This is a genomic window from Thermostichus sp. MS-CIW-37 (assembly GCF_054060065.1).
Genome location: NZ_JBSSCV010000001.1, coordinates 1 through 13,567, shown reverse-complemented (window position 1 = coordinate 13,567; position 13,567 = coordinate 1). Strand labels below are relative to the sequence as shown.

Here is a 13,567-nt window from a genome sequence, read left to right as displayed (position 1 = left end):
GAGCTTGCTCAAGTCTTATGCATCTGCACAATTTCAAGGGGGATGCCTGCTGTTAGTTCTACTGCATCCTAGAGCGTTGTCAAGCGAGCGGCAGAGCAAATGCAAGAAATTGTTCTGGAAATGGCCCATCCCCTAGATATGGGGTATCATAGCCTCGAGCAGGGGCGGCCAGCTTACCTGTAGCGTTAGGGGTTGGGTGCCTTCTCCCCATTTTGTGTGGATTTGCCCAGATTTAAGGTGTGTGAGGAAGTGCCGTATGAACTTCAAAGGTCGCTCGTTGGCGGTTTTGTGTGGAGTCTTGCTGCTAGGCGGCTGCGGCGAGGTTAATGAGTCCCCGACCTTGCCTGGGCCCGTCCAGGTGGATCCCACGGCGTTTGTCTCGGCGCAGGAGTACCGCTTTACCCCCGGCTCGGTGCTGGAGACCACCAGCCTCCGGTTGGACTACGTCAATCCGAGGTTTGACAACGGGATCCCTGTGCGTACCAACCCCCTCCAAGGCAGCGGTGAAGCTCGCATCGCCAATGTTGAAGCCCGCATCTTGCCCGTGAACGAGATCCCAGCCAGTGAGCTGACAATCGACTCCACCCTTCGCTCCAGCACGCTGGCCATCCAAATTGGGCGAACCACACCGCTGGTGAATATCACTGCCTTTGGACCCAACGACGGCAGGCTATCTACGCAATTCAATATCGCCGGGCTGGTTGCAATTTCGACCCTCCCCAACGACCAGCGCATTCGGGTGAATACCACCTTCAGGGCTATCCGAGATGACGGCACTGTTTTAACGCTCACCGTGCGCCGCATTTTGGTGAGTAGAAATGGTAATCAAGTCGTCCTGGAGGGAGATTCTTCCCTGATTGTCCCCACTGTGGGTGTATTGTTTGAAAACGGTGGCCCTGGCCCCGGTGGTGAGATTTTGGCGCCTGGCTCCTTTGTCAACCCTCCTCCACCCCAAGGTCCTGTAGTCGCTATTCTCCAAACAGGCAGTTTCTCCGCGAGCTTTGTGGTGCGGCAGCGGGGGGTTGCGGGCGATGGCACTCCTGAGGATGCCTTGGCTCTCTTTGCCCGCCTAAACTTCCGGCCCAACCAGGCGGAGATTGTCTATCGTCCTGCCCAGGTGGGTACGCAGTCAGTGCTGTTTGCTCCAGATCCGACTCGGCCCAACATCTTGCCCAACCAGTTGGTGCGTATCCGGCGCCTGTTGAACGGCCGCGTACAGGCGGAGTTTGATCCGGCCAACGTCAGCACAGTCCTCAACTTTGTGCAGGTCAGCCCGCCGCCACGACCTTTCCCCACACCGATACCGCAATTGCCGGAATTGCCGGTTCCTGATCGTCCGGGTGCCCCAACAGTCTTTGATTACTTTTTCTCATTGCGCACCGAGCGCTCCACAGGTACGTTGCCTGGATCCCCTGTGGAGGGAACTAATCTCAGTCCTGTTATCCTTCAGGGCATTGTCCCCACCACGGGAGATTTTGTCTTCCGCACCTTAGCTGGGGCACAACTGGCCGGGCCGTTTAATAGGGCAGATATTGGCGGTTCTCTGCTGCGAGGCAACTTGAATTTGGTTTTCGATCCAACCACCTCTGGCTCGAATATCTCTGGGCAATTCTTTATTGAGCAAGAGTTCCCCACTGACAACCAAGTTATAGGCCCGAACCCACCAACTGGCGACGGAAATACGGGTACTCCTGATGCAGGGGGAGTTATTCTCATTATTCGTGGATTCTTTGAGGGCACGCAGGTGCGGCTGTAACCCAGGCAACCCGTTTGATCCCAGAGCAGGGATCCGCTCTGGCTTGGCCTTTTCGTCGGTCAGAGCTTGGGTAGATCGCTGAGCACCACCTGTGCGCAGTTGTGGCCAGGGATCCCGGTCACTCCGCCTCCTGGGTGCGCCCCTGAGCCGCAGAGGTAAAGGCCGGGAATGGGGGATCGATAGTCGGCCAGGCCGGAGATGGGCCGTAGGTTGTAGCTTTGATCCGGCGTCATTTCCCCGTGAAAAATGCTGCCCCCCACAAGGCCGAAGCGGGCCTCCAGATCCACGGGCGACAACATCTGCCGTGCGATCACGGCGTTTTTAATGTTGGGGGCAAATTGGGCAATTTTGTCGATTACCCGATCGGCAAATTCCTCCCGTAGGCCATCGTTCCAGTCTCGCCCTTTGGGTTGGTAGGGCACAAACTGACAGAAACAGGAGAGAATGTGCTTGCCTGGGGGAGCCATCGTCGGGTCGGTGGGGGATTGGCTGTAGATCTCGATAAACGGATCCCGGGAAGGGATCCCGTACTTGCAGTCATCCCAAGCCCGCTCCAGATAGGCCACCGAGGGAGCAATGTCTACCGTGGCGGAACTGACCACTTCTGGGGGCACTTCAGCAGGGGCCGCTGTGTAGCGAGGCAATTCTTCCAGGGCCAAATTGAGCTTGTACACCGGGCCTGAGGTGCGGTAGTGCCGTTCTAGCCGGTCACGCAAGTCTGGGGGCAAAGAGGAGCAGAGTCGCAAAAAGGTGATTTGGGGATGGGCATTGGAGAGAACTGCCCGCGCCCGCACGGTTTCCCCCGATTCGAGGATAACCCCAGCGGCCTGCCCACTCTCCATCAAGATCTCCGCCACTGGAGCAGACGTGCGGATCTCCACCCCTAAGTCCAGAGCTGCCTTGGCCATCGCTTGGGTAATGGATCCCATCCCACCGCGCACATAGCCCCAGACCCCACGCGAGCCAATAGCCCGACCTACCGCATGGACCAGCCAGATGTAGGGCGTACCTGGAGTCATCGGCCCGGCTGAGGTGCCAATCAAAGATTGGGGAGCCATCGCCGCCTTGACCTGCTCCGACTCGAAGAACTCATCCAGGAGATCAGTGGTCGAGAGGAGCATGATGCGGCGGAAATCGTCTTCATAGCCAGCAGCTGCAAAGCGATCCGCCAGTTGCCCCAGTGAAATCGGCGGCTGCATTAAGGTTGGCTCCACCACCTCGTTCACCCGATCCCAAAACTCCTCCCAGCGGTCGTAGGCTTCCGCATCTTTGCGAGAAAACTTGGCAATTTCCGCCTTGCTCTTGGCACGGTTATCGGCATACAGGAAGAGGTGCTGCCCATCCGGGAAGGGCATGAAATAGGAAGGTTGCTTGGCATAGACCTCAAAGCCATAGTCCGGCAGGCGCAGATCGCGAATGATCTCCGGGCGCAGCAAACTACAGGAGTAGGAAGCCACCGACACGCGAAAGCCTGGGTGAATTTCTTCCGTAATGGCAGCACCACCAACGGTGTGATAGCGCTCCAGCACCAGCACTTTTTGCCCGGCCTTGGCCAAATAGCAAGCGCTCACCAGCCCGTTATGCCCGGCCCCAATCACCACCGCGTCGTAGCTCATCGACAATCCTTTTGCAAATGCTTCCCCACCCACAATACTCCTGCCAGCCAAGATTCGATCTGCCGGCAAGGGATCCCTGCCTTAACCGATGGAAAAAACGTAAACTACCCGACCCTGACTGCTTCGCAGTACAGGGCGGGCTTTCGGTAGCCCTGCAGTTGGCAAGCCAACCACGGGCCTCTAGGCTGGTTTACGACAGCCCCAAGCTTGGCAATCATGTTGGCCCCATTCCAGTCCGCATCCCCTTCCCATCCACAGTGCCCACACTTGAACTGCTTCCCACTGCGATAGGATTGCGTAGGATCGGGATGGACGTGCAAACACCGGTGGCAGGTCTGCGACGTGTAGGCAGGCGGCACCAGAGTCAAAGCAACCCCTGCACGCAGAGCCTTGTATTCCAGAAACTGCCTCAGCTGGTAGAACGCCCAACTGTTGGCCCTGCGCCGTTCAGCTTTGCTGCGTGGCTGTTGATTGAGCCTTTCCCGGATCTCTGTCAGGTCTTCCAGAGCGATAGCGCTGTTGGTAGCTTTTGCCCCAGAGACAATAGCTTTGGAGATGCGATGATTGACCCACGTTTGAAAGCGTCTTTCCTTGCCAGACAGCCGTTGCAACAGTTCTCTGCATCTGCGCCGCGAACTGCGTGTGCCCTTACTGGCTTTGCGTTGGAGTACCGCCCTCAACCGGGAGTAGCGCTCTCGGACTCTGCTCAACTGCTGTCCATTCCAGTTGTCCCCGTCTGACGTATGGGCAATATCTGTCCTCCCCAAGTCCACCCCGATCACCTTGTCGGTATCTTGTTGCTTGGGTGGTTTTTTCTCTACGCAAATCTGGATGTAGTAGGAGCCGTCTCTGCGCTTGACCAGAGTGGCGGATTTGGGATTGGAGCCTGCCAACTGTTCTCTCTGGTAACGGCCAATCGCCAGCTCAAAGCGCTCTCGACCCTCCACTGTGGTCAGCGACACCGTCCAGTCTTTCTCGCGAAACGAAAAGATACGGGCATCGTAGGTCGCAAAGCCTCTCTTGAACGCTTTGACGGGGCGGTTTTTCTGTCGGGCAACCTTGCGGGCGCCGGCCAGCCGTCTGCAGACCTGCTGAGCCAAGTTACTGGACAAGCCGAACCGGGCACGGATTTCGCGGTAGCACAGAGACTGGAGCTTAACGGCGTTGGCGACTTTCTCCGGCGTGTTCTGGTTGACCCAGTTCAAGGCTTGGCCAAAAGCCTCCAAAGTCGCGTCCAATTTGGCGGCTTGCGACGGGGACACCTTGAGCTTACAGGAGACGGTCAAGACTTGGGTCATGGTTCTATCATAACTTCCGCATTCCTCCCGACACTGACCCTACGGGTACAGTGCGGGGCTCCTGCGATTTCTAGCTGATCCAGACTCAACTCTCCAGCCCGGATCCCTGGGATCCCAACTTTCTCCTTGGGGGTGTAAGCCTCTCTTTTTTGGTAAACTCCCGACTCTATTGGCAAGCTGTACGTCTCTAGGCAGTTCTCTTGCAAGTTCAAGATCCAGTAGTTGGGGATCCCGGCTTTGGCGTAGAGTCCGAGTTTGACTTCCCGATCATAGGTAAGGGAAGAATCAGCCACTTCGATGATGAGATAGATGTCTTCGGGCTGAGGATGCCGAGAGCGGTACTCATCCTGCTGAAAGCGCACAATGGCAAAGTCGGGCTCCGGCTCGTGATTGGGGGGCAGTTGCACCGGATCCTGGGTGCGCACAATAGCTTGCTCCTGCACAAGGCCCACCAACAGTCGGTACAGGCGGCTACAGTAGGCGGCGTGCCTCTCCCCTTTCGTCATCTTTTGAACCAGGAGCCCGTCAATCAGCTCCAACTGATTGGGCTCTTCAATCTGTCCAGACTCAATCAGCCGATGAAACTCCTCAAAGGTATATCGCCTGATATAGGGATCCAATCGGGCGGCTAGAGTCATCGACCAAACTCATCAGACCCTAAACTTCATATCACCACTCTACCAACTCACAAAAAAGGGATCCCCGAACAAGCCGAGGGATCCCTTCTCCAGTTAGTTATTCAACAGATTAAGTTCGCTAGCCAAACTGGGAGGCTGTCGAGGCGATAACAAAGGCCGCGTAGGTCAACACGTAACCCACCGTGAAGTGAGCCAGACCCACCAGACGACCCTGCACAATCGACATGGCCACCGGCTTGTCTTTCCAGCGGATCAGCTTGGCCAAGGGAGTGCGCTCATGCGCCCACACCAAGGTCTCGATCAGCTCTTGCCAGTAGCCGCGCCAGGAGATCAGGAACATGAACCCAGTTGCCCACACCAGGTGGCCGAACAGGAACATCCAGGCCCAAACCGCCAGGTTATTCATCCCGTAGGGGTTGTAGCCGTTGATCAACTGGGCGGAGTTGGCCCAGAGGTAATCCCGCAGCCAGCCCATCAGGTAGGTGGAGTTCTCGTTGAACTGGGCAGTGTTGCCGCTCCAAACCCCAAGCTGCTTCCAGTGCCAGTAGAAGGTAACCCAGCCGATGGTGTTCAGCATCCAGAACATGGCCAGGTAGAAGGCATCCCAGGCGGAGATGTCGCAGGTGCCGCCTCGACCCGGGCCGTCGCAGGGGAAGCTGTAGCCAAAGTCCTTCTTGTCCGGCATCAGCTTAGAGCCGCGGGCATCCAACGCCCCCTTGACCAAGATCAAGGTGGTGGTGTGCAAGCCCAGCGCAATGGCGTGGTGCACCAGGAAGTCACCCGGGCCAATGGGCAGGAACAGGGATCCATTGGGATCGTTGATGGCCTGCAGCCAGCCCGGCAGCCACACGTTGCCGTAGTTGGGCCAAGCGGTAGAAGCAAGGCTGTCGGGGTTGGACAACAACACATCCATGCCGTAGATCATCTTGCCGTGAGAGGCCTGGATGAACTGAGCAAACACCGGCTCGATCAAGATCTGCTTCTCCGGCGTGCCAAAGGCCTGCATGACGTCGTTGTGGACGTAAAGCCCCAGGGTGTGGAAGCCCAGGAACAGCGATACCCAGCTGAGGTGGGAGATAATCGCTTCCTTGTGATCCAGCACCCGCGCCAGCACGTTGTTCTTGTTGGCCTCAGGATCGTAGTCCCGCACCAGGAAGATGGCCCCGTGGGCAAACGCCCCCACCATCAAGAAGCCAGCAATGTACTGGTGATGGGTGTAGAGAGCCGCCTCCGTGGTGTGATCCATGGACATGAACACGTAGGGGTTAAGGGCGTACATGTGCTGCGCCACCAGCGAGGTCACCACCCCCAGACAGGCCAAGGCCAGAGCCAACTGGAAGTGCAGGGAGTTGTTGACCGTGTCGTAGAGACCTTTGTGGCCTTCTCCCAGCAGGCCTCCGAAGGGAGTGCCCTTGGGGGGGTTGTGGGCGCCAAGGATCTCCCGGATGCTATGGCCAATGCCCCAGTTGGTGCGGTACATGTGGCCGGCCACGATGAAGATCACCGCGATGGCCAGGTGGTGGTGGGCCATGTCCGTCAGCCACAGGGACTGGGTGTTGGGGTTAAAGCCACCCAAGAAAGTGAGGATGGCCGTGCCCGCCCCTTCTGCCGTGCCCCAAACATGGTTGGCCGTGTCCGGGTTCTGGGCATACACCCCCCAGTTGAGGGTAAAGAAGGGCTTCAGACCTGCCGGGTGGGGCAGAGTGGTAAGGAAGTTGTCCCAGCCTACGTGCTGCCCGCGGGACTCGGGGATGGCGACGTGTACCAGGTGACCAGTCCAAGCCAGGGAACTGACCCCAAACAAGCCGGCCAGGTGGTGGTTGAGACGGGCTTCAGCGTTCTTAAACCAGCTCAGGCTAGGCCGGAAGCGGGGCTGCAGGTGCAGCCAGCCGGCAAACAGAAACACCGCCGCCAACAACAACAGGCCAATGGCACCGGCGTAGAGATCGCCGTTGGTGCGCAGGCCAATGGTGTTGAACCAGTAGTACAGGCCAGAGTAGGCCGCGTTGACGGGGCCGCCGCCCCCCGGTTGGGTAAAGGCTTCCACCGCTGCCTTGCCAAAGTGGGGATCCCAGATGGCGTGGGCGATGGGGGTGACACCCGTGGGGTTGGCTACCCATTGCTCATAGTTGCCTTGCCAGGCAATGTGGAAGACGTTGCCGGAGGCCCACAGGAAGATGATTGCCAGATGGCCAAAGTGGGTGGCGAACAGCTTTTGGTAAAGCCGCTCCTCCGTCATGCCATCGTGGGTCTCGAAGTCGTGGGCGGTGGCAATGCCATACCACAGCCGACGCGTGGTGGGATCGCTGGCCAGGTCTTGGCTGAATTGGGGAAAACGAGTTGCAGTTGTCATGATTCTCTCTTCCTCCTTGCCTTAGCCGAGTGCGCCGAACCGTGCCAGGAAGAACGCCCAGGTGGTGACGATCCCTCCCAACAGGTAGTGGGCCACACCGACCGCCCGACCCTGAATGATGCTCAGAGCGCGGGGTTGAATGGCCGGAGCGACTTTTAGCTTGTTGTGGGCCCAAACGATCGACTCAATGAGCTCCTGCCAGTAGCCGCGACCGCTGAACAAGAACATCAGGCTGAAGGCCCAGACGAAGTGAGCGCCCAAGAAGAGCAGCCCATAGGCCGACAGCGCCGAGCCGTAGGAGTTGATCACCTGCACCGATTGCGCCCACAGGAAGTCCCGCAACCAGCCGTTGATGTTAATGGCGCTGGCCGCAAAGTTGCCGCCGGTGATGTGCTCAATGGTGCCATCGGCGTTGACCGTGCCCCAGATGTCGCTCTGCATCTTCCAACTGAAGTGGAAGATCACGATGGAGATGCAGTTGTACATCCAGAACAGCCCCAGGAACACGTGATCCCAGCCGGAGACTTGGCAGGTGCCGCCACGGCCTGGGCCATCGCAGGGGAAGCGGAAGCCCAGCTTGGCCTTATCGGGGATCAGGCGAGAAGAGCGGGCAAACAGCACCCCCTTGAGCAGGATCAATACCGTGATGTGAATGGTCATGGCATGAATGTGGTGGACCATGAAGTCCGCCGTGCCCAGCACCATGGGCATCATGGACACCTTGCCACCCACAGCCACCACGTCGCCACCAAAGATGGGGCTAACCGAAGCGCCCACATAGGGAGCCGTGCTGGCAATGGCCGAAGTGTGCAGCGACTGAATCCACTGGGCAAAGATGGGCTGCAGTTGGATCCCGGTGTCCGAGAACATGTCCTGCGGACGGCCCAGGGCTTGCATCGTGTCGTTGTGGACATAGAAGCCGAAGGCGTGGAAGCCTAGGAACAGGCACACCCAGTTCAGGTGGCTGATGATGGCGTCGCGGTGGCGGATCACCCGATCCAACACGTTGTTGCGGTTCACCGCCGGGTCGTAGTCCCGCACCATGTAAATGGCCCCGTGGGCAGCACCCCCCACCACGAAGAAGCCGCCTATCCACATGTGGTGGGTAAACAGGGAGATCTGGGTGGCGTAGTCGATGCCCATGTAGGGGTAGGGGTTCATGGCGTACATGTGCTGGGCCACGATGATGCTCAGGGATCCCACCATGGCCAGGTTGATGGCCAGCTGGGCATGCCAGGAGGTGGTGAGCACTTCGTACAGGCCCCTGTGGCCTTCGCCGGTGAAGGGGCCTTTGTGGGCTTCCAGGATCTCTTTAATGGAGTGGCCGATGCCCCAGTTGGTGCGGTACATGTGCCCGGCCACGATAAAGAGCACGGCAATGGCCAGGTGGTGGTGGGCCTGATCCGTCAGCCAGAGGGCGCCCGTTTGCGGATCCAGGCCACCCTTGAAGGTGAGAAACTCCGCGTACTTGCCCCAATCCAAGGTAAAGAAGGGCACCACCCCGCTGAAGATGCCCCAATCCACGCTGGGGAACATCTCCTTCATCAAGGCGGGCTTGAGGATGAACTCGTGGGGCAAAGGCACCTGGTCAGCCGGCACGCCCGCATCCAACATCTTGTTGATGGGAATGGCCACGTGGATTTGGTGGCCAGCCCAGGCCAAAGAACCCAGCCCCAGCAGGCCCGCCAGGTGGTGGTTGAGCATCGATTCCACATTTTGGAACCACTCCAGCTTGGGAGCCCGCTTGTGGTAGTGGAACCAGCCGGCAAACAGGCACAGCCCGGCCATCACCAAGCCACCGATGGCGGTGCAGAGGAGTTGAAACTCATTGGTGATGCCGGCAGCCCGCCAGAGGTGAAACAGGCCGGAAGTAATGCGGATCCCTTCGAAGCCGCCGCCCACATCCCCATTCAGGATCTCTTGGCCGAAGATGGGCCAGACCACTTGGGCGCTGGGCTTGACGTTGATCGGATCCGCCAGCCAAGCAGAATAGTTGGAGAACTGAGCTCCGTGGTAGTACATGCCGCTCAGCCAGACGAAAACCACCGCCAAGTGGCCGAAGTGAGCGGAAAAGATCTTACGAGAGACGTCTTCTAAGTCGCTGGTGTGACTGTCGAAGTCATGAGCAAGAGCATGGAGGTTCCAGATCCAGGTTGTGGTCTTGGGGCCACGGGATAGGCTGCGATCGAAGTGGCCCGGCTTAGCCCATTTCTCAAATGAGGTGGGAACCGGATCCACATCAACCGACACCTTGACCTTCGGCTCTCGCTCCTTTGGCGTAGTTGTCATCAAGAACTCCTCTCTTGCGACAAGGAACGAAGCATCCCCACCCCTTGGCAGAAGATTCCCTCAGGGCAGGACTTACCTGGCATTATAGGTCAGGGTTTGTGAGCCCTCAGTTGCTTCACAATAATTAAACGAGGGATCCCTTGTCCCATCGAGGCTGGAGTCGATTGGCAATTGTTTTTTCGATCATAGATGTAAATATATGTAACGAATTTTCAGTCGACCCAATGGGTTCTAATGAAGGGTTGAAACCAGACAACAAGCAGCAAGGGATCCCCTGGGTGGGGATGTGTGGTAAAACCCTGGCAGCCCTTTTGCAGATACCACCCTATGACCCTAGAGATTCCCCGTCGCCAATACGTCAGCAACTACGGCCCCACCGTAGGGGATCGGGTGCGCCTGGCGGATACCGAACTGATCATCGAGGTGGAGGAGGATTTCACCACCTACGGCGAGGAGATTAAGTTTGGGGGCGGCAAAACCATCCGCGATGGCATGGGGCAATCGCCGACGGCCACCCGCGCCAACGGGGCCTTGGATCTGGTGATCACCAATGCTCTCATCCTGGACTGGTGGGGCATTGTCAAGGCGGATGTGGGCATTCGCGATGGCTACATTGTCGGCATTGGCAAAGCCGGCAACCCCAACATCCAAGCGGGGGTGACGCCGGGCATGGTGGTTGGCCCCAGCACCGAGGTGATTGCCGGGGAAAACCTGATCCTGACAGCGGGCGGGATCGATGCCCATGTGCATTTCATCTGTCCGCAGCTGTGCGAGTTTGCCATCGCCTCGGGAGTGACCACCCTTTTGGGGGGCGGAACTGGGCCGGCCACAGGCAGCAACGCCACCACCTGCACCCCTGGAGCTTGGAACTTGGGCAAGATGTTGCAGGCGGCGGAGGGGTTCCCCGTCAATTTGGGCTTCTTTGGCAAGGGGAACGCGGCTTTTCCCGCAGCTTTGCGGGAACAGGTGGAAGCGGGGGCCTGCGGCCTCAAGATCCACGAAGATTGGGGATCCACGCCGGCGGTGATCGACAGCTGTTTGCAAGTCTCGGATGAGTACGACATCCAAACCCTCATCCACACCGATACTTTAAATGAATCGGCTTTTGTGGAAGATACCATCGCCGCCATCAATGGCCGCACCATTCACACCTTCCACACCGAAGGGGCCGGGGGTGGGCATGCCCCCGACATCATCCGCATTGCCTCCGAGCCCAACGTGCTGCCCAGCTCCACCAATCCCACCCGCCCCTTTACCCGCAACACCATCGAAGAGCATCTGGACATGCTGATGGTGTGTCACCACCTGAGCAAGAATGTGCCGGAGGATATTGCTTTTGCCGAAAGCCGCATTCGCCCCCAAACCATTGCCGCCGAAGACATCTTGCATGACATGGGGGTGTTCAGCATCATCTCTTCCGACTCGCAGGCCATGGGCCGGGTGGGGGAGGTGATCATCCGCACTTGGCAGACAGCTCACAAGATGAAGGTGCAGCGGGGGCCTTTGCCGCAAGACAGCAGCCGCAACGACAACTTCCGGGCCAAGCGTTACGTAGCCAAGTACACCATCTGCCCTGCCATCGCCCAGGGCCTCAGCCACGTCATCGGGTCGGTGGAGGTGGGAAAACTGGCGGATCTGTGTCTGTGGAAGCCGGCCTTTTTCGGGGTTAAGCCGGAAATCGTCCTGAAGGGGGGCCTGATTGCCTACGCCCAAATGGGGGATCCCAATGCTTCCATTCCAACCCCGCAGCCGGTGTACCCCCGCCCCATGTTCGGCAGCTTTGGCCGCGCCCTGACCGAGACCAGCCTGCTCTTTGTCTCCCAGGCTGCTCTAGACTTGGGGATCCCGGAAAAACTGGGGATCCAGCGCCGGGCCGTAGCGGTCAAAAACTGCCGCGAGATCGGCAAAGCGGATTTGAAACTCAATACCACCACTCCTCACATTGAGGTGAACCCGGAGACCTATGAAGTGCGGGCCGATGGAGAGCTGCTCACCTGCGAGCCGGCAGAGGTGCTGCCCATGGCACAACGGTACTTTCTGTTCTAATTTTGGGAGAGTTTGAGAGCTCTATTGAGCGTTTGATCGGTAACCCAAGCATGGGCCACCTTGTTCTCCGCCACCTCAGCAAGCGCTTCCACAAGCGAGGGATCCCTGTCCTCAGGGATTTGTCTTTGAGCGTGGAGGCAGGGGAGATCTTCGCCCTGCTGGGGCCGTCGGGCTGCGGCAAGTCCACCACCCTCAATCTCATCGCCGGCCTGCTGGAGCCGGATCCCTTGCCCTATCCGGGGGAAATCTGGCTGGATGGGATCCCCCTCAACCCTCTGCCGCCGGAACGGCGCGGCGTGACTTTGCTGTCCCAACACAGCCGCCTGTTTCCCCACCTGAGCGTGGGGGAGAATGTCGCTTTTGGCCTGAAAATGCGGGGCATTCCCCGGACAGAGCGGGAGGCTGCCGCCTTGCGCATGCTGGAGCGGGTACAATTGGCCGGGTTTGCTCAGCGTCGGCCCAGTCAGCTTTCTGGCGGACAAGCGCAGCGGGTGGCCCTGGCGCGGGCTTTGGTGATTCGGCCCAAGGTGCTGCTGTTGGATGAACCTTTATCGGCCCTGGATGCCAACCTGCGCCAAGAGATGCAGGCCCTCATTCTGGAGCTGCAGGCGGAAACAGGGGTGACGACGGTGCTGGTTACCCACGATCAAGCAGAAGCCACAGCCATGGCCCAACGCATCGGCCTGATGTTTGAGGGGCAGCTACACCAGGTGGGATCCCCTGTGGAGTTCTATCAGCAGCCGCGCTCCGAGCGCATTGCCCGCTTTTTTGGCGGGGTCAATTTTTTCGATGCGCAGGCGGAGGGTCACCAGCTTCGCCTCAACAACGGGATCCGCTTGAAAAGCGCCGTGCCACTTCAAGGTCAGGTGCGGCTGACGGTGCGCCCGGAACAGGTGCAGGTGCTTCCCCAGCCGCCCGGCTTGGCCGACAATGTTTTCTCCGCTCAAGTGATGGCGGAACGCTTTGCGGGCACCCAGCGACGGCTGACCTTACAAACCCCTTGGGGCAGTCTGCAGGCTTGGGTGGCTCCCCATCAGGTGTTTGCGCCGGGGCAGGCAGTGTGGATCCATTTGCCGCCAGAGGCTCTGTGGCCTGTGGAGATTGGCGGGGATCCCTCACCCCCGGCCCTTTTCCCAAAGGAAGAGGGGAGAGTATGACTCTAGTCAATGATATGCTGGACTATACTGGAAATAACGTATAGTATGTTCAGCGTGGCTGCTTAGTATGGCTAGGTATGTGAAACCGAGAGAAGCGGCGGACTATTTCGGGGTATGTCTCCACACTTTGAGGCGATGGGAACAGAAAGGTTGGATCAAGGCAATACGCACACCATCCGGTAGGGCGAGAAGGTATGACCTCGACAGCTACATCAAAACGCCAAGAAAAGTCAAACGAGTCGTTTTGTACGCCCGAGTCAGCAGCCGAGGACAGAAACCAGACTTGGAGAGACAGATTGCAAGGCTGGTTAGCCTCTATCCTGGAGCCGAAGTGGTCGGAGAGATTGGCGGCGGTCTCGACTTCAAAAGACCAAAGTTCCTTGCCTTATTGGAGCGAGTTCGTACAGGAGATAT

General features: G+C 58.6%; 9 protein-coding genes. 4 read left to right on the top strand and 5 right to left on the bottom strand.

The window, feature by feature from the left end; all coding sequences use genetic code 11:
* Window positions 1-256: 256 nt before the first annotated feature.
* Complete coding sequence (locus ACVWYZ_RS00045) at window positions 257-1,756, top strand: hypothetical protein (RefSeq protein WP_457465384.1); 1,500 nt, start codon at window positions 257-259, stop codon at window positions 1,754-1,756.
* A gap of 59 nt (window positions 1,757-1,815) precedes the next feature.
* Here ACVWYZ_RS00045 and ACVWYZ_RS00040 read toward each other — a convergent pair whose 3' ends face one another.
* The 5 genes from ACVWYZ_RS00040 to psaA all read right to left on the bottom strand — a co-directional run bounded on the left by ACVWYZ_RS00040 (window position 1,816) and on the right by psaA (window position 9,950).
* Window positions 1,816-3,372, bottom strand: a complete 1,557-nt coding sequence (locus ACVWYZ_RS00040) for a phytoene desaturase family protein (protein WP_099812798.1) — start codon at window positions 3,370-3,372, stop codon at window positions 1,816-1,818.
* Between the two features lie 104 nt (window positions 3,373-3,476).
* A complete protein-coding gene (locus ACVWYZ_RS00035) occupies window positions 3,477-4,670 on the bottom strand; it encodes an RNA-guided endonuclease InsQ/TnpB family protein (RefSeq protein ID WP_457465382.1) in 1,194 nt (397 codons plus the stop codon).
* Window positions 4,667-5,308: a Uma2 family endonuclease gene (locus tag ACVWYZ_RS00030; protein WP_457465380.1), complete on the bottom strand. Its 642-nt coding sequence runs from the start codon at window positions 5,306-5,308 to the stop codon at window positions 4,667-4,669. Before ACVWYZ_RS00030 ends, ACVWYZ_RS00035 begins: the two co-directional genes overlap by 4 nt.
* A 118-nt stretch (window positions 5,309-5,426) precedes the next feature.
* Window positions 5,427-7,661 (bottom strand): photosystem I core protein PsaB, encoded by a 2,235-nt coding sequence (gene psaB, locus ACVWYZ_RS00025; protein WP_457465379.1) that lies wholly within the window; start codon window positions 7,659-7,661, stop codon window positions 5,427-5,429.
* Between the two features lie 21 nt (window positions 7,662-7,682).
* Entirely contained in the window at window positions 7,683-9,950 is a 2,268-nt protein-coding gene (gene psaA / locus ACVWYZ_RS00020) for a photosystem I core protein PsaA (protein ID WP_457465377.1), read from the bottom strand.
* 327 nt (window positions 9,951-10,277) lie between these two features.
* Here psaA and ureC point away from each other — a divergent pair, with 327 nt between their 5' ends.
* The 3 genes from ureC to ACVWYZ_RS00005 all read left to right on the top strand — a co-directional run.
* Window positions 10,278-11,996, top strand: coding sequence for an urease subunit alpha (ureC, locus tag ACVWYZ_RS00015; protein ID WP_457465375.1), 1,719 nt, complete (start codon window positions 10,278-10,280; stop codon window positions 11,994-11,996).
* 50 nt (window positions 11,997-12,046) lie between these two features.
* Window positions 12,047-13,153: an ABC transporter ATP-binding protein gene (locus ACVWYZ_RS00010; protein WP_457465372.1), complete on the top strand. Its 1,107-nt coding sequence runs from the start codon at window positions 12,047-12,049 to the stop codon at window positions 13,151-13,153.
* A gap of 67 nt (window positions 13,154-13,220) precedes the next feature.
* The coding region (locus ACVWYZ_RS00005) for an IS607 family transposase (RefSeq protein ID WP_457465370.1) at window positions 13,221-13,567 on the top strand (347 nt) is incomplete at its 3' end.